The organism is Yersinia aldovae ATCC 35236, from assembly GCF_000173735.1.
Classification (GTDB): domain Bacteria; phylum Pseudomonadota; class Gammaproteobacteria; order Enterobacterales; family Enterobacteriaceae; genus Yersinia; species Yersinia aldovae.
On record NZ_ACCB01000035.1, the window covers coordinates 1 to 20,852 of the forward strand.

Sequence of the window (20,852 nt, forward strand, 5' to 3'; positions counted from 1 at the left end):
ACAGAGTCAATCACTTAATTTTCTCTGTTCTTCTCGGCTACTCAGTGAAGTTGCTCACAGCGCCGTGTCGATGGATGCGCATTATAGGGAGCTGCGTCAGAATGGCAAGGGTTTATCTTAAAGTTTTTTCTGACTGCTTGATGTTTGAACATAAAGATTACTTCTAACGCGTTTTTATCGCTTTTGGTAGCTCTGCCAAGCTGTTTAGCACCCAATCAGCGATTGCCTCGCCTTCTGCCGTAACAGGCTTGCCGGTGCGAACTAACACTTTAGTTCCGATATTTGCCGCTAATGCGGCCTGCATATCTTCAATTTTGTCACCAACCATATAAGAAGAAGCCAGATCGATGTTCAATTCACTTTGTGCTTGCAGTAACATGCCCGGTAATGGCTTGCGGCATTCACATGTTTCACGGAACTCCGCTACACTCGCGTCTGGGTGGTGAGGACAGAAGTAGACGCCATCCAAATCAACACCGCGATCAGCCAGCGACCAGTCCATCCATTCGGTTAGACTTAAAAACTGATCTTCAGTAAACATGCCACGGGCAATACCCGATTGGTTGGTCACCAGTACTAGTGCAAAACCCATTTCTTTCAATTCACGACACGCATCTATAACGCCGTCTATAAATTGAAAATTATCGATTTCGTGGACATAACCGTGGTCGACATTAATTGTACCATCACGATCTAAAAATATTGCGGGAACGGGCTGAGTCACTTATTTGCTCCTGAGGGCTGTAAACCCCATTAGTATCGCATGTTTTATTACCGATTGAGAATGGAAGAGAATCAGTGCTGCTGGTTGACTTGGCCGTCTAGACGCCTTAACATCCAACCTATACTTTGGTTCTGCTGAAGTTTACTTTTTATCTAGCCACGGAAATAACGATAAAATAAGAATAATATGATTAAACTTTCTCACATCAGCAAACTGTTCCAGCAAGGAACACGCACCATAACCGCGCTTTCCGACGTGAGTTTGCACGTCCCTGCCGGGCAAATTTATGGCGTCATCGGTGCCTCTGGTGCCGGTAAAAGCACACTGATTCGGTGCGCCAATATGTTAGAACGCCCTACCAGCGGTCAGGTTCTGGTGGACGGGCAAGATCTGACAACCTTATCTGAACGCGAACTGACGCGTGCTCGTCGTCAGATTGGCATGATTTTCCAGCATTTCAATTTGCTCTCCTCCCGCACAGTGTATGGCAATATCGCGCTGCCACTTGAGCTGGACAATATGTCTCGTGCAGATATAAAGAAGAGAGTGACTGAGCTATTGGATTTGGTTGGTCTGGCCGACAAGCAAGATGCTTACCCAGCGAATCTGTCTGGTGGTCAGAAACAACGCGTGGCAATTGCCCGTGCTTTAGCCAGCAATCCTAAAGTTCTGCTGTGTGATGAAGCCACCAGCGCGTTAGACCCTGCCACAACGCGTTCGATTCTGGAACTGCTTAAAGACATTAATCGTCGTTTGGGGCTGACTATTTTGCTTATCACCCATGAAATGGATGTGGTGAAACGCATTTGTGATCAAGTTGCAGTAATAAGTGAAGGCAAATTGATTGAAAAAGATAGCGTCAGCGAAGTGTTCTCTCATCCGAAAACGCCTCTGGCGCAGCAATTTATTCAATCCACCCTGCATTTGGATATTCCAGAAGATTACGCCAAACGTATGACGCAGGAGCCAACAGCGGATCGCGTTCCACTACTTAAATTAGAGTTCACCGGCCAGTCAGTTGATGCACCGTTAATTTCGCAAGCGGTGCGCCGATTCAATATCGATATTGGTATCCTTAGCTCGCAAATGGATTATGCCGGCGGCGTCAAATTTGGTGTCATGCTGGCAGAATTGCATGGCGACAATCAGGATGGCCTCGCTGCCATCAAGTTCTTGCAAGATCATCATGTAAAAGTAGAGGTTCTGGGTTATGTCTGAGGCAATGATGTGGTTAATGGGCCGCGGCGTCTGGGAAACTCTAATGATGACGTTTGTCTCTGGTTTCTTTGGTTTTGTTTTAGGCTTGCCGGTTGGCGTTTTGCTGTATATCACTCGTCCGGGGCAAATTATTGCCAACAAAAATATTTATCGCACGCTGTCCGGAGTGGTGAATATCTTCCGCTCCATACCTTTTATTATCTTATTGGTATGGATGATTCCATTTACTCGGATGATTGTCGGGACTTCGATTGGTTTACAAGCGGCGATTGTGCCGTTGACTGTCGGCGCAGCACCTTTTATTGCTCGCATGGTAGAAAATGCGCTACTGGAAATCCCCTCGGGTCTGGTTGAAGCCGCGCGTGCGATGGGCGCAACACCGATGCAAATCATCAAAAAGGTATTATTGCCAGAAGCCCTACCGGGTTTAGTCAATGCCGCCACGATTACACTAATTACCCTGGTAGGCTATTCCGCTATGGGGGGGGCAGTAGGTGCCGGCGGCCTCGGCCAGATCGGTTATCAGTATGGTTACATCGGCTATAACGCCACAGTAATGAATACAGTATTAGTATTATTAGTCGTCCTGGTTTACCTGATTCAGTTGAGTGGCGATCGGATCGTAAAAGCCGTTACCCACAAATAGTATTAACATATAGATTACCCAAAGAAATTGAGGTAGCAGGCCGGCAGTAAACGAATGAATCCTGATGAGTTTACGCAAGTAAATGATTCAGGTGAGTAAACGTAGCTAATAAGCCTGCTGCCCCAAGTACGAAGGGTATAGCGACTGCCTCACACAGCGGCGCATCTTAACGAATGTTTATAGAGGAAGAGATATGTCTTTAAAATTCAAATCTATCGCGGCAGTCAGTGCATTGATTGGTACCTTGGCTCTGGTGGGTTGCGGCCCGGCGGAAAAAGATCCAAACCACATTAAAGTCGGCGTAATTGTCGGCGCTGAACAGCAAGTTGCTGAAGTCGCTCAGAAAGTGGCAAAAGATAAATATGGTCTTGATGTTGAGCTGGTCACGTTCAATGACTATGTGTTACCGAATGAAGCACTGAGTAAAGGTGATATTGATCTGAATGCTTTCCAACATAAACCTTATCTGGATCAGCAAATTAAAGATCGCGGCTACAAACTGGTTTCTGTTGGTAACTCATTCGTTTACCCAATTGCGGGTTACTCTAAAAAAATCAAATCATTGGAAGAGCTACAGCCAGGTTCTCAGGTAGCACTGCCAAATGACCCGACGAACCTGGGTCGTTCTCTGTTACTGCTGCAAAAAGTAGGTTTGATTAAACTGAAAGACGGTGTTGGCCTGCTGCCAACCGTACTGGATGTAGTTGAGAATCCTAAAAATCTGAAACTGGTTGAGCTGGAAGCACCTCAGTTACCACGCTCTTTGGATGACCAACAAATCGCGCTGGCGATTATCAACACCACTTACGCTAGCCAAATCGGTCTGACACCGGCTAAAGATGGCCTGTTTGTTGAAGATAAAGATTCACCTTACGTTAATCTGATCGTGGCCCGTGAAGATAATAAAGATGCAGAGAATGTGAAGAAATTCGTTCAGGCTTATCAATCTGATGAAGTTTACGACGCAGCAAACAAAGCCTTCAACGGTGGTGCAGTTAAAGGTTGGTAATGGTTTATCAACTATTTTGCGGAACACAGCGTTAGCTAAATTCAGTGTTTGCTAAATATATTGCAAGACGGGCTAAAGCCCGTCTTGTTATTTGCATAATAGATTGCTTCAATAGCGCCTCTTAAATAAAAAAGGCTGAGGAATTTCTATGCGTGCGTTACCTCTGTGTCTGTTAGCCATTTCGCTAACTGGATGTTCCATGCTTCAATCAAAGCCATCCACCACAGATAGTCCTGTTAAACAACCGACTGCGGTTGTCAAAACCAGCCCTACGCCAGCGCCACGTCCGGCACCGGTAAAGCTTTATAAAAGCGCTGAAGAGTTAGTTGGCAAGCCTTTCCGCGATTTAGGCGAGGTGTCAGGTGAGTCCTGCCAGACAACCATGCAGGATTCTCCACCGAGCATTTCAACGGCCCGCAAACGAATGCAGATTCGCGCCTCTTATATGAAGGCTAATGCGGTCTTGCTACATCAATGTGAAATCCAAAGTGGTGTTCCCGGCTGCTATCAACAAGCCGTGTGCCAAGGCTCTGCATTGAACGTTTCATCAAAATGAGTGTTTTCTCCTTTAATCAGATTGGGGTTATCCGCTCACCTTATAAAGAGAAGTTTGCGGTACCACGCCAACCCGGCCTGATTGAAGATGGCGGCGGTGAATTGCAGTTCATCCCTCCCTATAACCAGCCCGAAGCCGTACGCGGTTTATCTGACTTCAGTCATGTATGGGTGATATTTATTTTCCATCAGACGATGGAGGGGGGCTGGCGTCCGACGGTGCGGCCACCCCGCTTAGGTGGCAATACCCGGATGGGCGTTTTTGCTACCCGTTCTACTTTTCGCCCGAACCCTATTGGGATGTCCTTGATTGAATTAAAAGGTGTGCGCAGTCAGGGGGGGGAAGTGATTCTGGAGTTGGGGAGTCTGGATCTGGTTGATGGAACCCCGGTGATTGATATCAAACCCTACTTGCCCTTCGCTGAGAGCCGGCCTCAGGCACGAGCGGGTTTTGCTCAATCAGTACCGGATGCCGACATGCAGGTCTGTTTTTCGAGTCGTGCAGAACAACAGTTAGCAGACCAGCAGCAGCGTTATCCACAATTACGGCGTTTCATCAGTCAGGTTCTGGCGCAAGATCCACGTCCTGCCTACCGCAAAGGTGACCACGAAAGCCGAGAGTATGCTGTTCTATTGCTGGAATTTAACGTGTGCTGGCGAGTGATGGGAAGCCAAACAGAAGTGTTATCACTCGACCCACACTAAATTTTACCCTGCTCTCTTTTGACAACCGGTACTCACTGGTAAACTAAACCACTTTTTACTTTTTTGGCTGCCTCTATTTGTTGCAGCGCTAATGGAACCAAAACATCATGCGTACTAGCCAATATCTGCTCTCCACTCAGAAGGAGACACCTGCCGATGCTGAAGTGATCAGCCACCAACTGATGCTTCGTGCCGGGATGATCCGCAAACTGGCTTCAGGTCTTTATACCTGGTTGCCGACCGGGGTTCGGGTGTTGAAAAAAGTCGAAAACATCGTGCGCGAAGAGATGAATAACGCCGGTGCAATCGAAGTTTCGATGCCGGTGGTACAACCGGCTGATTTGTGGCAAGAGAGTGGCCGCTGGGAGCAGTATGGCCCTGAGCTGTTGCGTTTTGTCGATCGTGGCGAGCGCCCTTTTGTACTTGGCCCAACTCATGAAGAAGTCATTACTGACCTGATTCGCGGTGAGATCAACTCTTACAAACAGTTACCGCTGAATTTCTTCCAAATCCAGACCAAATTCCGTGATGAAGTTCGTCCACGCTTTGGCGTGATGCGTGCCCGTGAGTTCCTAATGAAAGATGCTTACTCTTTCCACACTACTCAGGAATCGTTGCAGGAAACTTACGATGCGATGTATACCGCTTACAGTAAAATTTTTGCGCGTATGGATCTGAATTTCCGTGCGGTGCTGGCAGATACAGGCTCAATTGGTGGCAGTGCATCCCACGAATTCCAGGTGCTGGCTGAAAGCGGTGAAGACGATATCGTGTTCTCAACCGAGTCAGACTATGCCGCTAACATCGAGTTTGCTGAAGCACTCGCACCTTCTGAACCACGCACCGGTGCGACAGAAGAACTGCGTATTATTGATACGCCAAATGCAAAAACCATCGCTGAATTGGTTGAGCAGTTCAAACTGCCGATTGAGAAAACTGTGAAAACCTTATTGGTTCATGCTCACGAAGAGAGTGGCCATAAGTTGGTTGCGTTGCTGGTGCGCGGTGATCACGAACTGAATGAAATCAAAGCAGAGAAACTGCCACAAGTTGCGAAGCCACTGACTTTCGCCACGGAAGAAGAGATCCGCGCAGTTATTGGCGCAGGGCCAGGCTCATTAGGCCCAGTTAATTTACAGTTGCCTGTCGTGGCTGATCGCAGTGTTGTGGTGATGAGCGATTTCGGTGCTGGCGCAAATATTGATGATAAACATTACTTTGGCATCAACTGGGAGCGTGATTTGCCGTTACCCCAAGTGGCTGACCTGCGTAATGTCGTGGAAGGCGATATCAGCCCAGATGGTAAAGGCACGCTGCAAATCAAACGCGGTATCGAAGTGGGTCATATCTTCCAGTTAGGTACTAAATACTCGGAAGCGATGAAAGCCACAGTTCAGGGCGAAGATGGCCGTAATCAGGTCATGACGATGGGCTGCTACGGTATCGGGGTTTCCCGCGTGGTCGCTGCGGCCATTGAACAGAATTATGATGAGCGCGGTATTATTTGGCCGGATGCGATTGCACCATTCCAGGTTGCCATTCTGCCGATGAATATGCACAAATCTTTCCGTGTCAAAGAGCTGGCGGAAGAGTTGTATGCCACCCTGCGCTCACACGGTATTGATGTGATTCTTGACGATCGTAAAGAGCGCCCAGGGGTGATGTTTGCCGACATGGAGCTGATTGGCGTGCCACACAATATCGTCATTGGTGACCGCAATCTTGATAGTGAAGAAGTGGAATACAAAAACCGTCGCATCGGTGAGAAGCAGATGATTAAAACCAGTGAAATTATTGAGTTCCTACTGAGCCAAATCAAACGCTAATTAGCGGTGAATTGAATCACCACAAAACCGCTGGCGAGTGAATAGCTACCAGCGGTTTTTTATTGCCGTCACAATCGCCGTTATTTACTGTCGCAGCTCTTGTTCGCATTAAACTGAATATCACCTGCCGGAATCAGCGTCTTATCGGACTGCCCTTCTTCCATTGATGGCCGAATATCAAAATGACCATTGAGCGTCAGGAATACCGGCTCACCGACATTTTTACGCGCGTTTAAATACCCCCTTTCCAAGGCGATATTGTTTTCAACCGGGAAAGTTTTACCGGTTGCACAATCGGTAAATACTGCTGCATCAGCAAAATACTTATACATACCACTTAACGGCATCGGTGTTTGGGGTAATGGCTGATTACTCGGCGTAAGCTGGTAATTGAGGGTAGATTTAATCGGCAGCCCTTGTTGATCAAGCATCACCAAATTTTTACCGACCGGCAGGAAATAACGTTTCTCGCCCTGGCCGTTGGTTAACACTAATTTATCCGCCGTACGCGTCCACTGACCATATTCGGCAAAGGCTTTATCGCCTTCTTGGTTGTCAGCTGAATGCACAACGCCCCGATAAATTTCTTTCAAGACAAATGTTCCATCACTATCAAGGAACAGTGAAGTATCTAAACCACTGCAATCGGCACAGGGCAACACCCCTTGATAACTTTGCTGCATAGGTTGTAAAGCCTGTTCAACCGGCTGATAGCGATTATTACACCCAAGTAATGACAGCGTACCTACTGCCAAAAACAGCGTTATCGTTAATTTTCTCACAGTTATTCTCCCATACTGTGTGCGACATATAAGGAACGAAGACGCCTGAGCCGCAATACAATGAGGCTCAAGACAGCTATCGGCATCATTCCTGATGAATTTTTCCACGCAACGCTTTGGTCGCGCCTTTACGAACTTTACTCTCGACTCGCCTTATTTTTGAGCCTTTGGTTGGTTTGGTCGCCCGACGAGCCTTTTCCACTACCATTGCCTGACGGATTAATGCCACCAGCCGCGCTAAAGCTGCCTCGCGATTCATATCCTGACTGCGGTATTCTTGCGCTTTAATGATAACGACACCATCGGCAGTTACCAAATGGCTATTTAATAACAACAACCTCTCTTTATAGTACTCTGGCAGGCTTGAGGCCTTAATGTCAAAGCGCAGATGAATAGCTGTTGAGGTTTTATTGACGTGCTGGCCTCCCGCCCCCTGCGCCCGGATCGCGGTCAGCTCAATCTCGCTGTCGGGTAGACTGACACTATTCGATATAATCAGCACACTTATTGCCCATTATTTTGCCATTCGGCAAAACTAATTTCCAGATTATTCTGGGCATCTGATAACCAGATAGTCCCCTCTTGCAGCGTCGCCTGTAGTGACATATTACGGTGAGAAAGTGCTGCCAACTTAGCCATCTGGTCATCATCAAGGAAACGCACCCGCAGGTTACGGTGCCCGGATAATTTACCCTGAACTTGTGGCCACCACACTTTAGCGGCACGTTCGCTGTAAGCATATAACACGACCTGCTGTGACTGATTACAGGCTTTGCGCAGACGCTTCTCTTCCGGCAGCCCCAATTCAACCCACAATTCAATGCCATTATGGTCATTATGCCGCCAAATTTCCGGCTCATCGTCAGCGCTCAAACCTTTAGTAAACTGCAAACGCTCGTCAGCATGGCAAATCCATGCCAGTAAACGCAGCATCATACGTTGGTCAGTTTCAGACGGGTGTTGTGCGATAGTCAGGTTAATATCCTGAAAAAAATTACGATCCATATCTGCAATATTAACCGCAGCTTTATGGATGGTTGCTTTTAGTGCCATGTGTGACCTCTTAATTATCTGGTGGACAGTGTACTTGATTACGTCAGTCAACAGCCAGCGCGGTATAAAGAGGATTATTCGTGACATCAATACTAAAAAGAAAGCTTTGTTCTGTCTCTAATATCTCTATCACTCCTGTGCTATAGTCCTTATAAGTTCAGAGTTTATCTTCGTAGGTTGACAGTGTGTCGCTTCCGCTGAGAATCTACTGGGTTAAACTTTTCCAGGAGGATTACTGTGCAGCAATACTGTGAATTAGTACGCCGTTTTTATGCACAAATTGCGAGTGGTGACCAGGGCTACGTGTCAGATGCACTGGGTTGTGTATTGAAAACATTGGACGAAGTTGCGGCTAACGACGCACTCCCGTCCTCCGTTAGGGAACAGGCGGCCTTTGCCGCCGCTAACTTATTGGTGAGCGATTATGTCGATGAGTGAAGAGTATCAACCCATCAATTGTGATGACTACGATAATCTAGAGCTCGCCTGCCAACATCACCTGATACTGACGTTGAAGTTGAGAGGCGGTGAGATAGTAGAAGGGAAGGCCAGTGATCTGCTGCTAAGAAAAAAGGTCGAGTACCTGATTGTCGAACAAGAAGGGGCAGTACGCGAGTTGCGTCTGGACCATATCGCCAGCTTCAGTCACCCCGAGATTGGGACTGTCGTGGTGAGTGCATCATAGTTTCTATATCCATGATATTGACGACGGGCCGCTGAAAAGTGGCCCGTTCTGCATTGACTCGTCTGACTTCTCGCAGCCGTCGTGTTTAAGGTTTTAAACTCGCATAGTAAGCTGCCAAATCTGAAAAATCCTCATCAGACAAATTAGAAACATATGCCCGCATCACTTCAGCCTGCCCACCAGTGCGCCCCCCTTTCTTATACGCTGCCAATGCCTGTTCCAGATACATAGCATTTTGCCCAGCCAGATTAGGATACATCGGTACCGAAACCTTGCCTTCAGCACCATGACAAGCCACACAACTGGCGGATTTAATCCGCCCGGCCTCAATGTCATTTTTTGCCAATACCGAAAAGCTACACAAACTTAATGCCACCAGACTCACGACAAGTTTCATTATTGCTCCTCAAAATAGACCGTTTTATTTATTGTTATTTTATTATTCCGATTTGGCCCAATTAAGATGCCAACACGGTTCACCTTCTTTAGCCTGGCCTGCCTGAGCCACAAATACCCCAGCAGCAGCAATCAATTGTTCGTCAAAATAGAGCAGCGGAATACGTTCCCGTTGCCACGGCGGTACCCCCAACTCTTGCCATATCTTTTTGCTTTGACGTGAATGGTGCCGCCCGACAATATTGATCTCACCCTGTAAGCCGAAACGGATGCTGATAACCTCACCGACCGCCGCCGCCCTGACGGTTTGCCCGCCATCAGCAACAAAGCTCAGTACTCCCAGGTTAGCCGGTAAAACTAACGGCTGCGGCAACACATCGGTAGCCTTAACTACCTCCCAAGGCAGATGCGGGGTTTTTATCTCCGTCAAAGGAGATAATAGAAATAAATATTGCCGAAAGCGACGAACCTGATACGCCCCAAGCATCAGTTGCGGCTCGGCATCTTGCCGCGCCATTGCGACTTCCAACCATAAACGTTGCAACTGATTCTGTGACGGCATTGACGCCCCCAGCCCCGCCAGCCAACGACGTAATAAGGCAGCCCGTTTCACCTCTGATGCCAACAATAACCCCTCAATAGAGAGTGAGCCATCAGGACGTTGCAGTTGTTGCAGATTATCGGCCAGTAACTCATCCAACAGTTGTTCCTGCTCGGCACATAGCCCCGCACTGCGCGCTGTGGATTGAGCAAAATGAGGCCAGCGCTGATAAAGCAAAGGTAAGACTCTTAAACGCAGAAAGTTGCGATCAAAACGATCGTCTTGATTGCTGTCATCCTCAATCCACGATAACTGTTGCGCACAGGCGTAGTTTTCTAACATCTCGCGGGAAAAAGCCAGCAATGGCCGCAACAATTGGCTGTGAGCAAATGGCAAGCTGGCCGCCATGCCAGATAGCCCCGCCGGGCCGCTGCCCCGTTTGAGAGCCAGCAGGAAGGTTTCACATTGGTCATCTAAATGTTGAGCGGTGAGTAACACCTCGTCTGCTGCCATATGAGAGGAGAATGCCTGATAACGCGCGGTTCTGGCGGCCGCCTCTACGCCATTTTGTCGCGAGTCAATTTTCACCCGCACCACCTCAAGCGGAACTTGCCATTGTTCACACTGCCGCTGGCAATGCTTTACCCAACTGTCTGCCAATGGGTTTAATCCATGATGAATATGAATCGCGCGTACTTTTAGCTCCGGAATCAGCAGCTCACGTAAACAAACCAACAAATGCAGCAATACGCTCGAATCCAACCCACCGCTGAATCCCACCAATACATGGCGATGATCGCCCAATTGCGCGAATAGCGGGTTAAGTAACACATTAGGCATAAGGGCGGCTGAGTTCATGTCATTCCAACGTCATTTCGTATAGCTCCAGAGGTAAACCATCTGGGTCAGTAAAGAAAGTAAAACGTGATTGGGTATAGGGATCAATGCGAACCGCTTCGCAAATCACACCGTCAGCCGCCAGTTTTTTGACTGCCAGCTCGATATCATCAACCTGGAAAGCCAGATGGCGCAGGCCACAAGCCTCAGGGCGGCTAGGCCGTCCTGCTGGGGAAGGGAAGGAAAATAGCTCAACCGTATATTGCCCGTTTAAAGCTAAATCTGCTTTCCACGAGTCTCGCGCTTCGCGGTAAACCTCACTCATCAGCGTGAACCCCAGCACCTCGCAGTAAAATCTTTTGCTGACCTGATAATCTGAGCCAATGATCGCAATATGATGAATCTGACGTATTGCTAGCATGTGTTACTCCAATTTAATCATTAGTCTTCAGCACATTGACCCAATAACGGCCATCATCGTCGCGTTTGGCACCATGAATATCCGTTTCAAATCCAGGGTAATGCGCGCCGATGGCACACAGCATCAGCAGGAAATCCAATACCGCACGGCTCTCTTTGCTGATCATTTCCCCCGGCATCACCAGCGGAACGCCCGGTGGATAAGGCAGGATCATGTTAGCAACCACTTTACCTATCAAGTCACTCATTTCACAGGCTACTATGTTACCGCGGATCTGTTGTTGGAACATATCGTATGGCGTCAGTTTCATCTCTGGCAGCACGTCAAAAGACTGGCGCATTAAACGTGGTAAATCATGTTGACGGATCAATTTATGGATACTGGCGGCCAAGTCCTGAATACGCATATGACGATAGAAATCAGGATCTTCTGCAAACAGGTCTGGCAGCATGTTTTTAACCCGCAAATTAAGATCATAAGCACGCTTGAACTCCATCAGGCCACGTAATAAGCTCATTGCCTTGGTTTTATCAATACCAATACTGAATAAAAACAGCAAATTATACGGGCCGGTCTTTTCCACCACCACACCGCGTTCATCCAAAAATTTAGCCACCAATGCTGCGGGAATGCCTTCTTCTTCAAGCTCCCCCTGGCGGCTCATACCCGGTGTCAGGATAGTCACTTTGATCGGGTCCAGATACATATGATCAGCATCCGCATCACTGAAACCATGCCACTCTTGCCCTGGCTGTAGCGGCCAGCAAACTATTTCATCAATATTATCCGGCTGCCAGACATCAAAGAACCAATTATCACTTTCCGAGCGTAAACGCCGCACCTCGTTGCGAAAATGCATTGCCCGCTCAATTGAGCGCATAATCATCCGCCTGCCCGGTTGACCACGCATCATGGCTGCGGCCGTTTCCATCGACGCAACAATAGCGTAATTCGGTGAAGTGGTGGTGTGCATCATATAAGCTTCATTAAAAGTGCCTTCATTGTAGTCACCTTTAATATGAATCATTGATGCCTGAGAGAATGCGGCCAGTAATTTATGCGTCGATTGCGTTTCATAGAATACTTTTCCTGCCATCCGCTCACCACTCATACCACTTTTCCCCTCATAGATTTCATGAAAGTTCGTGTAGGGCACCCAAGCAGAATCAAAGTGAATGGAGGGAACATCCAACGTCTGCTTAATATAATCAGTATTATAGAGTAACCCGTCATAGGTCGAATTGGTTATCACCGCATGTACCGGCCAGTGCGCATTTGGGGTCTGAGCCACTTTCTCGCTGATACTTTCGTGGGTAAATTCACGCTGGGGAATGCCGCCTAAAATACCGTAAGCATTACGGGCTGGGCACAAATAAATAGGAATAATATTGGTCATCATCAATAGATGAGTCAGCGACTTATGGCAATTACGGTCAATCAGCACGGTGCTACCGGAAGGTGCGGAATACATCCCGACGATTTTATTTGCCGTTGATGTCCCGTTAGTCACCATATAGCTCTGTTCCGCATTAAATGTCCGAGCGATATATTCTTCAGCGTCCAGATGCGGCCCACTGTGATCTAATAATGAACCGAGTTCAGTGACTGAAATCGAAACATCAGCCTTGAGGGTATTAGCACCAAAGAAGTCATAGAATAAACTGCCCACCGGGCTTTTTTGAAATGCAGTCCCCGCCATATGGCCAGGGGTACAGAATGTGTATTTCCCTTCTTTGACATAATTAAATAATGCCTTGGTTAAAGGCGGCGTAATGCTATCCAAATATTCAGCGGTATATTGTTCAATATGCTGTGCAATATCTTCTGCCGCACTCAATGCATATTCAAAGAAATAAAGCGCCATGCGCATTTCATGCAGGCTGACATCCAGTGAGGAAGTGGTATTGATAAATGAATAAATCGGGAGATATTCATTTAGCTCATTGATTTCAGCACAAAGATCAGCACTGTACTGATCCCAATCGAAAATCACACCAATAATCCGCGCATTATGTTCGATCAACTTGAGCAGATCGCCGCGATCCTGAGGATAGACCAACTGAAAACCTCTGGTCAGCAGGGCATCATTTAGCTCACGAATGGGTTCATCTTTATAGTAAACCCCCATCGGCCCCATGATAGCGATGATGTTCATCTGTAATCCTCATATTGTTCATCAATTATCTATAACAACATGAAAATTAAATTTTTGCCAAAAATATTATGAAGTTAGATATTATTATTCGCGGCTTATAAACAAAAAATCCGACCCATAATATAAGGATCGGATTTCAATATCTTACTGAATCGCCCGGTAATACGGGCATGATTAATCAGCAATAACCATAAGTCATCAGACGCTGATAACGACGATTTAATAACTCTTCATTATTAAATACATCCAGATCAGTGAGGTCAGCCAGCAATTGAGCTTTCAGTGAAGCCGAAATTGCCGTGTAATCACGGTGTGCGCCACCGAGAGGCTCAGGGATAACCGAGTCGATCATCTTCAATTCTTTCAGACGATGAGCCGTAATGCCCATTGCTTCTGCGGCTAATGGTGCTTTATCGGCACTTTTCCACAAAATTGAGGCACAACCCTCTGGAGAGATAACGGAATAGGTGCTGTATTGCAGCATATTCACTTTATCGCCCACACCAATGGCCAATGCGCCGCCAGAGCCGCCTTCACCAATAACGGTACAAATAATGGGTACATTCAGACGCGACATTTCACGCAGGTTACGTGCAATCGCCTCAGACTGACCACGTTCTTCCGCGCCGACCCCCGGATACGCTCCTGGCGTATCAATGAAAGTGATGATTGGCAGCTTAAAGCGCTCAGCCATCTCCATCAGACGTAATGCCTTGCGGTAACCTTCCGGCGCAGGCATCCCAAAGTTACGACGGATCTTCTCTTTGGTTTCGCGGCCTTTCTGATGACCAATAATCATCACCGGGCGACCATCCAGACGAGCAATACCGCCAACGATGGCTTTATCGTCAGCATAAGCACGGTCGCCTGCCAGCTCTTCGAAATCAGTAAAGATATTAGCGATATAATCCAGGGTATAAGGACGACGAGGATGGCGTGCCAGTTGGGCAATCTGCCATGCGCCGAGGTCTGAAAAAATCTTCCGCGTCAGCTCAACACTTTTCTCACGCAGACGCTGGACCTCTTCATCCAGATTAATATCTAATTTTTCGTCTTGACGGCTGACTGCGGTCAGCGAGTCAATTTTCGCTTCCAGCTCTGCAATCGGCTGTTCAAAATCAAGAAAATTCAGACTCATAACATTCCTATTTTAGTCAAATTCCAGTTCTACCTGCTCATTACCTACCAACGTTCGCAAATCTATCAATAAGCGATCGGTGGGCGTCACGCGCCATGTGGCTCCAAACCGCAGCCGGGCGCGAGCATCTTCCCGTTGGTAATAAAGGTGCACTGGGATCGTCCCCGCTCGATGGGGTTCCAACGACTGACGGAGACGGTTCAAAAGCTGGTCATCAATTTGCCTGTCGGTCAGCGATATAGCAAGCCCACGGGCATATTTTTCACGAGCTTCACTGATGTCCATTAACTCACGGGCGGTCATTTTAAGTCCACCACTAAAGTCATCAAAGCTGACCTGCCCGGTGGCTATCAGGATACGGTCTTTTTCCAATAAATGCTGATATTTTTCCAACGCATCGGTAAATAGCATCACCTCCAGACGGCCAGAACGGTCATCCAGCGTACAAATGCCAATACGATTACCACGTTTTGTTACCATAACCCTTGCAGCGATGACCAGCCCCACCGCAGTGGTCATTTTGCCCCGATCCGTCGGATGCATATCTTTTAAACGCAGCCCGCCGGCATAACGTTCTATTTCCTTCAGATATTGGGTAATCGGATGACCGGTCAGATACAGCCCCAGCGTCTCCCGCTCACCGTCTAAAACTATCTGCTCTTGCCACAGCGGCACATTAGCATAAGATTGCTCAACCTGCTCAGGTGCATCCGCTAATACGCCAAACATATCTGCCTGACCAATGGCTTCGGCCTTAGCATGTTGATCCGCTGCTTTCAGCGCTTCGCCCAGCGAGCTCATCAAGGCAGCTCGGTGCGGCCCTAAGCGGTCAAAGGCACCTGACATGACCAGTTTTTCTAAGATTCGCCGATTCAGTTTTTTGGTATCAACGCGAGCGCATAAATCAAATAACTCTTTGAAGTAGCCGCCCTCTTTACGCGCGTCCAGCATGGCCTCGATCGGCGCTTCACCGACGCCCTTAATTGCGCCGATGCCGTAAACAATTTCACCCTCATCGTTTACATGGAAATGATACAAGCCGCTGTTGATGTCTGGCGGCAGTATTTTCAGCCCCATACGCCAACACTCATCCACCAAGCCAACCACTTTATCGGTGTTATCCATATCCGCAGTCATAACCGCTGCCATAAATTCAGCTGGATAATGGGCTTTTAACCATAGCGTTTGGTAGGAAACCAGAGCGTAAGCGGCGGAGTGAGATTTGTTAAAGCCATAACCGGCGAACTTTTCCACCAGATCAAAGATCTTAATCGCCAGTTCACCGTCAATCCCCTGCTCTTTCGCCCCATCTTCAAATACCGAGCGCTGTTTAGCCATTTCAGCCGGGTTTTTCTTACCCATTGCACGACGCAACATATCTGCGCCACCGAGTGAGTAACCCGACAGAACCTGCGCAATCTGCATCACCTGTTCTTGGTACAAGATGATGCCATAGGTTGGCTCCAGCACCGGTTTTAGGCATTCATGCTGCCATTCAATATCTGGGTAAGAGATTGCTTCGCGACCATGTTTACGGTCAATAAAGTTATCTACCATCCCAGATTGCAGTGGGCCGGGGCGGAATAATGCCACCAGTGCTATCATATCCTCGAAACAGTCCGGCTTCAGGCGTTTGATTAAATCCTTCATGCCCCTGGATTCAAGCTGGAATACCGCCGTCGTTTCCGAACGTTGCAGCATATCGAAGCTTTTCTTATCTTCCAGCGGAATGGAAGCAATATCAATCGGTTCCAGACCGGTTTTGGCACGCCGAGCGTTGATCATCTCCAGCGCCCAGTTGATGATGGTTAAGGTGCGCAAGCCAAGGAAGTCAAACTTCACCAGGCCGGCATATTCCACATCATTTTTATCGAACTGAGTAACCGGGTTTTTACCTTCAGCATCGCAATAGAGCGGTGCAAAATCGGTAATTTTGGTCGGTGCAATAACCACCCCACCGGCGTGTTTACCGGCGTTACGTGTGACACCTTCCAGCTTACGCGCCATGTCGATAAGCGCCCTGACCTCTTCATCTGCCTCATAAATTTCAGGCAGTTGTGGTTCCGCAGCGAATGCTTTCTCTAGCGTCATACCCGGATCTGGCGGGACTAACTTTGAGATACGGTCGACGAAACCATAAGGATGGCCCAAGACTCGGCCCACATCGCGGATAACCGCTTTGGCGGCCATGGTACCAAAGGTAATTATCTGGGAAACGGCGTCGCGGCCATACATTTCGGCCACATGTTCTATCACCAGATCGCGTTTCTCCATGCAGAAGTCAACGTCGAAGTCCGGCATTGATACACGTTCGGGGTTGAGAAAACGTTCGAACAGCAGGTCAAATTCCAGTGGATCGAGGTCGGTAATTTTCAGCGCATAAGCCACCAGAGAACCTGCACCTGACCCGCGCCCCGGCCCGACCGGCACGCCGTTATCTTTTGACCATTGGATAAATTCCATTACAATCAAGAAGTAACCAGGAAAACCCATCTGATTAATGACTTTTAGTTCAATTTCCAGACGTTCATCATATTCAGGGCGTTTTTGTGCTCGCTCTTCAGGATCAGGGAAGAGCAACTCCATACGCTCTTCCAGACCTTGCTTCGATTTCTCAACCAGAAAATCTTCCGTACTCATATCGCCAGTCGGGAACTGTGGTAAGAAGTATTCCCCAAGGCGAATGGTCACGTTACAACGTTTGGCGATTTCAACGCTGTTGAACAGCGCTTCAGGAATGTCCGCGAATAGCTCGCACATCTGCTCCTCATCGCGCATAAACTGCTGAGGGCTATAGTTTTTAGGCCGTTTAGGATCGACCAATGTAAAACCGTCATGAATAGCAACGCGGATCTCATGAGCGTCAAAGTCAGATTCATCGATAAAACGCACATCATTGGTGGCTACAACCGGCAATCCACGTTCCGTCGCCAATGCGACTGCGGCATGAAGATAGTTCTCTTCGTCTGGCCGACCGGTACGGATTAACTCCAAATAGTAGCTGTCAGGGAAATGCTCTTGATAAAAGTCAAGGCACAGATCAACCTGCGCCTGATTGCCACGCAACATAAACTTGCCAACATCCCCCATCCGGCCACCGGAGAGCAGAATAAGCCCTTCTTTATGCTTAATAAGCCAGTCGCGATCAATGATCGGGCCAGCAGCGCCATAACCACGTTGATAAGCTTCGGAGATAAGTAAGGTGAGATTTTGGTAACCGTCATTATTGCGGGCCAATACGGTGAGGTGAGCCAACTCATCACCCAGAATTTCACTTTGCACATAGAAATCTGCGCCAATGATGGGTTTAATCCCTGCACTGTGGGCGCTACCGTAGAATTTTACCAGACCACACAAGTTGGTAAAGTCGGTAATGGCCAGAGCGGGCATACCTAATGCAGCAGCTCTCTTCACCAAGGGCCCAATCTTGGCTAATCCATCGATCATGGAGTAATCGCTGTGAACACGCAGGTGGACAAAACGAGGTTCGGCCATATCCAGATACCAGAAATTAGTGGATTGAATCATATCCTAAGCAACTTATTGCCAAGGAGTCATACCCATATATTATGGATGTTGCTTGGTGATTTACACCAGACCCAGCACACGCTTGACCGGGCCAAAGCTACGCCGATGATGTTCGGTGGCCCCTAAAGCCGCGAGTCTTTCCAGATGAAAGGCGGTTGGGTAACCTTTGTGCTGTGCGAAACCATATCCAGGAAAACTCAGATCCAGTTCGGTCATTTCGCGGTCTCGCGTCACTTTAGCCAAAATAGAGGCGGCACTGATCTCTGCGACACGGCTGTCTCCTTTGACTACTGCCAATGATGGCATAGCCAGTTTTGGGCAACGGTTGCCATCAATCAGCACATAATCAGGTGCAATATGTAGCCCTGCAACGGCTCTTTGCATTGCCAGCATTGTCGCGTGCAAAATATTCAGTTGATCAATTTCTTCAGGCTCAGCACGGCCCAGGCGCCATGAGAGAGCCTTGTCGGTAATTTCATCATAAAGAGATAAACGGCGCTTTTCACTTAGCTTTTTTGAGTCAGCTAAACCGACAATTGGCCGTTTAGGGTCGAGAATGACCGCCGCAGTGACAACCGCCCCGACTAAAGGGCCACGACCCACTTCATCCACACCCGCAATCAGATTAGCCTGTGGATATATAAAGATATCGTTCATCACCCTGCCAACTCCAATACGGCCTGCGCTGCCTGTTCATCTGCACCACAGCGGATGCTCTGATGTAAAATCAGGAAACGCGCTTTTAACTCCTCAACGGCATCGCCACCTTGTAATAAGGGTAAAAGTGCATCAGCCAATTTTTGCGGCTGACACTCTTGCTGCAACAGTTCGGTGACTAACTCTTCGCCAGCCAACAAATTAGGCAACGAGACGTAAGGGGTTTTGACCAGCCGCTCGGCCAACCAGAATGTGAAGGGCTTCATGCGGTAACCAACCACCATCGGACACTTGGCCAACATACATTCTAGCGCGGCAGTGCCGGAAGCCAGCAAAGTGGCATCGCTGGCAATCATCGCCACACGAGCCTGGCCATTCAACAAATGTACCGATAAGCCTGGGGCAACCTCAGCCTTAATGCGTTCGAATTGATCGCGCCGCTTATCATTGACCAGAGGAACCAACACCTCCAACTCAGGTAAATGCTGCCTCAGGATGACGGCTGTGCGCAGAAAATCGGCACTGAGCATTTCCACTTCTGAGTGACGGCTACCCGGCAATAACGCTAAACAAGGTGCATGTGGCGCTATTCCAAGCTCTGCTCTTGCAGCCTGCTTATCCGGCGTCAGCGGCATGGCATCTGCCATTGTGTGACCGATAAAGCGACATGGAACATTAAAACGATCGTAAAACGCTTTTTCAAAAGGAAGAAAAGCCAATACCATATCGGTTGCTTTACCAATTTTAAAAACACGCTTTTGTCGCCAGGCCCAAACGGATGGGCTGACATAATGGATGGTTCGGATGCCACGCTGCTTCAAGCGCCCTTCAAGGGTGATATTGAAATCTGGCGCATCGATACCGACGAAAACATCTGGTGAGAGTTCGCTAAAGCGTTGAGTCAGATCTTTTCGGATCTTTAATAAGCGAGGCAGGCGTTCTAATACTTCTACAACCCCCATCACTGCTAACTCTTCCATCTCATACCAGGCTTCACATCCCTCGGCTTGCATCAGAGGCCCGGCAACCCCAACAAAGCGGGCATCCGGAACCTGAGCTTTCAGCGCACGCATCAATCCTGCACCTAAGATATCGCCGGAGGTTTCCCCGGCGACCAAACCGATGGTTAAGCGACGCCCGCTATTCGACGGGCGATCAACAACTAATGGGCTATTTTGCATAGGTTAGCGAATAATACCGCGGGTAGAACGGGCAAAGAAATCACTGAATGCTTTCACTGCCGGAGACTGTTCCGCCAGCTCAGCAATTTCTGGTTTCACTTCATCCAACGTCCGGCCACTGCGATACAACAACTTATATGCATTACGGATAGCATGGAGAGATTCTTTATCGAAACCGCGACGTTTTAACCCTTCAATATTGATACCAAATGGTGTTGCATGGTTGCCCTGGGCAATAACATAAGGCGGCACATCCTGAGCAACGCCAGAACACCCCCCCACCATCACATGCGCACCAATCACACAGAATTGATGGATAGCAGTCATTCCGCCAATAATGGCAAAATCGTCAATTTCTACATGACCACCCAGAGTTGCATTGTTTGCAAGAATACAACGGTCACCAATGATACAGTCATGGGCGATGTGGGCATTAATCATCAGCAAATTATCGCTGCCTACTTTAGTCAATCCACCACCTTGTACAGTGCCACGGTGGATAGAGACACTTTCACGGATGCGGTTGCGGTCACCAATCTCAACGCGAGTAGGTTCGCCAGCATATTTCAGATCCTGATTTGCTTCACCAATAGAGGCAAACTGGTAAATCTGATTGTCACAGCCGATTTTGGTTATACCATTAACAACGACATGGGATTTTAGTTCCGTGCCTGCGCCAATTTCCACCTGAGATCCTACAAAGCAGAAGGGGCCAATACGAACACCGGCACCAATAATGGCACCTTCTTCGACGATAGAACTTGGATGGATAATGGCGGTTTTGTCAATCACGTA

General features: G+C 48.2%; 21 protein-coding genes. 8 read left to right on the forward strand and 13 right to left on the reverse strand.

All coding sequences use genetic code 11. The features are described from left to right. Nucleotides 1-163: 163 nt before the first annotated feature. A complete protein-coding gene (gene gmhB, locus YALDO0001_RS14920) occupies nucleotides 164-724 on the reverse strand; it encodes a D-glycero-beta-D-manno-heptose 1,7-bisphosphate 7-phosphatase (RefSeq protein WP_004704297.1) in 561 nt (186 codons plus the stop codon). A gap of 186 nt (nucleotides 725-910) precedes the next feature. Between gmhB and metN the strand changes: the two genes are divergently transcribed. The 6 genes from metN (at nucleotide 911) to proS (ending at nucleotide 6,683) form a co-directional block, all read left to right on the forward strand. After that, entirely contained in the window at nucleotides 911-1,942 is a 1,032-nt protein-coding gene (metN, locus tag YALDO0001_RS14925) for a methionine ABC transporter ATP-binding protein MetN (protein WP_004704300.1), read from the forward strand. Continuing rightward, nucleotides 1,935-2,588 carry a methionine ABC transporter permease MetI gene (locus YALDO0001_RS14930; protein WP_042546709.1) on the forward strand — a complete coding sequence of 218 codons (654 nt, stop codon included), beginning with the start codon at nucleotides 1,935-1,937 and terminating at the stop codon, nucleotides 2,586-2,588. Before metN ends, YALDO0001_RS14930 begins: the two co-directional genes overlap by 8 nt. A 193-nt stretch (nucleotides 2,589-2,781) precedes the next feature. Next, nucleotides 2,782-3,597 carry a MetQ/NlpA family lipoprotein gene (locus tag YALDO0001_RS14935; RefSeq protein ID WP_004704304.1) on the forward strand — a complete coding sequence of 272 codons (816 nt, stop codon included), beginning with the start codon at nucleotides 2,782-2,784 and terminating at the stop codon, nucleotides 3,595-3,597. A 148-nt stretch (nucleotides 3,598-3,745) separates the two neighbouring features. Continuing rightward, nucleotides 3,746-4,153, forward strand: coding sequence for an Rcs stress response system protein RcsF (gene rcsF / locus YALDO0001_RS14940; RefSeq protein WP_042840193.1), 408 nt, complete (start codon nucleotides 3,746-3,748; stop codon nucleotides 4,151-4,153). Then, the gene (tsaA, locus tag YALDO0001_RS14945) at nucleotides 4,150-4,857 is read left to right on the forward strand and encodes a tRNA (N6-threonylcarbamoyladenosine(37)-N6)-methyltransferase TrmO (RefSeq protein ID WP_004704306.1); all 708 of its coding nucleotides are present in this window, start codon (nucleotides 4,150-4,152) and stop codon (nucleotides 4,855-4,857) included. The genes rcsF and tsaA overlap by 4 nt, the downstream gene beginning before the upstream one ends. Nucleotides 4,858-4,964: 107 nt before the next feature. After that, entirely contained in the window at nucleotides 4,965-6,683 is a 1,719-nt protein-coding gene (proS, locus tag YALDO0001_RS14950) for a proline--tRNA ligase (protein WP_004704307.1), read from the forward strand. An 80-nt stretch (nucleotides 6,684-6,763) separates the two neighbouring features. Here the strand turns inward: proS and nlpE are convergent, their stop codons facing one another. The 3 genes from nlpE to YALDO0001_RS14965 form a co-directional block, all read right to left on the reverse strand. Further along, entirely contained in the window at nucleotides 6,764-7,465 is a 702-nt protein-coding gene (gene nlpE, locus YALDO0001_RS14955) for an envelope stress response activation lipoprotein NlpE (RefSeq protein ID WP_004704310.1), read from the reverse strand. Nucleotides 7,466-7,550: 85 nt separating this feature from the next. Beyond that, on the reverse strand, nucleotides 7,551-7,967 hold the full coding sequence (gene arfB, locus YALDO0001_RS14960) for an alternative ribosome rescue aminoacyl-tRNA hydrolase ArfB (RefSeq protein WP_004704311.1): 417 nt from the start codon (nucleotides 7,965-7,967) through the stop codon (nucleotides 7,551-7,553). Nucleotides 7,968-7,969: 2 nt separating this feature from the next. Continuing rightward, nucleotides 7,970-8,518 (reverse strand): YaeQ family protein, encoded by a 549-nt coding sequence (locus tag YALDO0001_RS14965; protein WP_004704313.1) that lies wholly within the window; start codon nucleotides 8,516-8,518, stop codon nucleotides 7,970-7,972. Nucleotides 8,519-8,755: 237 nt separating this feature from the next. On the opposite strand from YALDO0001_RS14965, the gene YALDO0001_RS14970 reads away from it, so the two are divergent. Both YALDO0001_RS14970 and rof read left to right on the forward strand, forming a co-directional pair. Beyond that, complete coding sequence (locus YALDO0001_RS14970) at nucleotides 8,756-8,956, forward strand: YaeP family protein (protein WP_004704314.1); 201 nt, start codon at nucleotides 8,756-8,758, stop codon at nucleotides 8,954-8,956. Then, nucleotides 8,943-9,203, forward strand: a complete 261-nt coding sequence (gene rof, locus YALDO0001_RS14975) for a Rho-binding antiterminator (protein ID WP_042546713.1) — start codon at nucleotides 8,943-8,945, stop codon at nucleotides 9,201-9,203. Before YALDO0001_RS14970 ends, rof begins: the two co-directional genes overlap by 14 nt. 85 nt (nucleotides 9,204-9,288) lie before the next feature. On the opposite strand, the gene YALDO0001_RS14980 is transcribed toward rof, so the two are convergent. From YALDO0001_RS14980 to lpxA, 9 genes are all read right to left on the reverse strand, one after another. Further along, nucleotides 9,289-9,603, reverse strand: a complete 315-nt coding sequence (locus YALDO0001_RS14980) for a c-type cytochrome (protein WP_042840195.1) — start codon at nucleotides 9,601-9,603, stop codon at nucleotides 9,289-9,291. A 39-nt stretch (nucleotides 9,604-9,642) separates the two neighbouring features. Beyond that, entirely contained in the window at nucleotides 9,643-10,998 is a 1,356-nt protein-coding gene (tilS, locus tag YALDO0001_RS14985) for a tRNA lysidine(34) synthetase TilS (protein ID WP_042840196.1), read from the reverse strand. A 1-nt stretch (nucleotide 10,999) separates the two neighbouring features. Next, nucleotides 11,000-11,398 carry a VOC family protein gene (locus tag YALDO0001_RS14990; protein WP_004704321.1) on the reverse strand — a complete coding sequence of 133 codons (399 nt, stop codon included), beginning with the start codon at nucleotides 11,396-11,398 and terminating at the stop codon, nucleotides 11,000-11,002. A 13-nt stretch (nucleotides 11,399-11,411) separates the two neighbouring features. Next, a complete protein-coding gene (locus YALDO0001_RS14995; protein ID WP_004704323.1) occupies nucleotides 11,412-13,553 on the reverse strand; it encodes a lysine decarboxylase LdcC in 2,142 nt (713 codons plus the stop codon). Nucleotides 13,554-13,731: 178 nt separating this feature from the next. Further along, entirely contained in the window at nucleotides 13,732-14,691 is a 960-nt protein-coding gene (gene accA / locus YALDO0001_RS15000; protein WP_004704326.1) for an acetyl-CoA carboxylase carboxyl transferase subunit alpha, read from the reverse strand. Between the two features lie 12 nt (nucleotides 14,692-14,703). After that, nucleotides 14,704-18,186 (reverse strand): DNA polymerase III subunit alpha, encoded by a 3,483-nt coding sequence (gene dnaE / locus YALDO0001_RS15005; protein WP_042840202.1) that lies wholly within the window; start codon nucleotides 18,184-18,186, stop codon nucleotides 14,704-14,706. Between the two features lie 93 nt (nucleotides 18,187-18,279). Next, complete coding sequence (gene rnhB, locus YALDO0001_RS15010) at nucleotides 18,280-18,876, reverse strand: ribonuclease HII (protein ID WP_042840197.1); 597 nt, start codon at nucleotides 18,874-18,876, stop codon at nucleotides 18,280-18,282. Further along, nucleotides 18,876-20,057 carry a lipid-A-disaccharide synthase gene (gene lpxB / locus YALDO0001_RS15015; protein ID WP_004704330.1) on the reverse strand — a complete coding sequence of 394 codons (1,182 nt, stop codon included), beginning with the start codon at nucleotides 20,055-20,057 and terminating at the stop codon, nucleotides 18,876-18,878. Before lpxB ends, rnhB begins: the two co-directional genes overlap by 1 nt. A 3-nt stretch (nucleotides 20,058-20,060) precedes the next feature. Continuing rightward, nucleotides 20,061-20,849, reverse strand: a complete 789-nt coding sequence (lpxA, locus tag YALDO0001_RS15020) for an acyl-ACP--UDP-N-acetylglucosamine O-acyltransferase (protein ID WP_004704332.1) — start codon at nucleotides 20,847-20,849, stop codon at nucleotides 20,061-20,063. Between the last annotated feature and the right edge of the window lie 3 nt (nucleotides 20,850-20,852).

Coding starts and splice junctions, on each gene's coding strand:
- metN (WP_004704300.1), top strand. CDS start 911: ATGATTAAACTTTCTCACATCAGCAAACTGTTCCAGCAAGGAACACGC.
- YALDO0001_RS14930 (WP_042546709.1), top strand. CDS start 1,935: ATGTCTGAGGCAATGATGTGGTTAATGGGCCGCGGCGTCTGGGAAACT.
- YALDO0001_RS14935 (WP_004704304.1), top strand. CDS start 2,782: ATGTCTTTAAAATTCAAATCTATCGCGGCAGTCAGTGCATTGATTGGT.
- rcsF (WP_042840193.1), top strand. CDS start 3,746: ATGCGTGCGTTACCTCTGTGTCTGTTAGCCATTTCGCTAACTGGATGT.
- tsaA (WP_004704306.1), top strand. CDS start 4,150: ATGAGTGTTTTCTCCTTTAATCAGATTGGGGTTATCCGCTCACCTTAT.
- proS (WP_004704307.1), top strand. CDS start 4,965: ATGCGTACTAGCCAATATCTGCTCTCCACTCAGAAGGAGACACCTGCC.
- YALDO0001_RS14965 (WP_004704313.1), bottom strand. CDS start 8,518: ATGGCACTAAAAGCAACCATCCATAAAGCTGCGGTTAATATTGCAGAT.
- rof (WP_042546713.1), top strand. CDS start 8,943: ATGTCGATGAGTGAAGAGTATCAACCCATCAATTGTGATGACTACGAT.
- tilS (WP_042840196.1), bottom strand. CDS start 10,998: ATGAACTCAGCCGCCCTTATGCCTAATGTGTTACTTAACCCGCTATTC.
- YALDO0001_RS14990 (WP_004704321.1), bottom strand. CDS start 11,398: ATGCTAGCAATACGTCAGATTCATCATATTGCGATCATTGGCTCAGAT.
- YALDO0001_RS14995 (WP_004704323.1), bottom strand. CDS start 13,553: ATGAACATCATCGCTATCATGGGGCCGATGGGGGTTTACTATAAAGAT.
- accA (WP_004704326.1), bottom strand. CDS start 14,691: ATGAGTCTGAATTTTCTTGATTTTGAACAGCCGATTGCAGAGCTGGAA.
- dnaE (WP_042840202.1), bottom strand. CDS start 18,186: ATGGCCGAACCTCGTTTTGTCCACCTGCGTGTTCACAGCGATTACTCC.
- rnhB (WP_042840197.1), bottom strand. CDS start 18,876: ATGAACGATATCTTTATATATCCACAGGCTAATCTGATTGCGGGTGTG.
- lpxB (WP_004704330.1), bottom strand. CDS start 20,057: ATGCAAAATAGCCCATTAGTTGTTGATCGCCCGTCGAATAGCGGGCGT.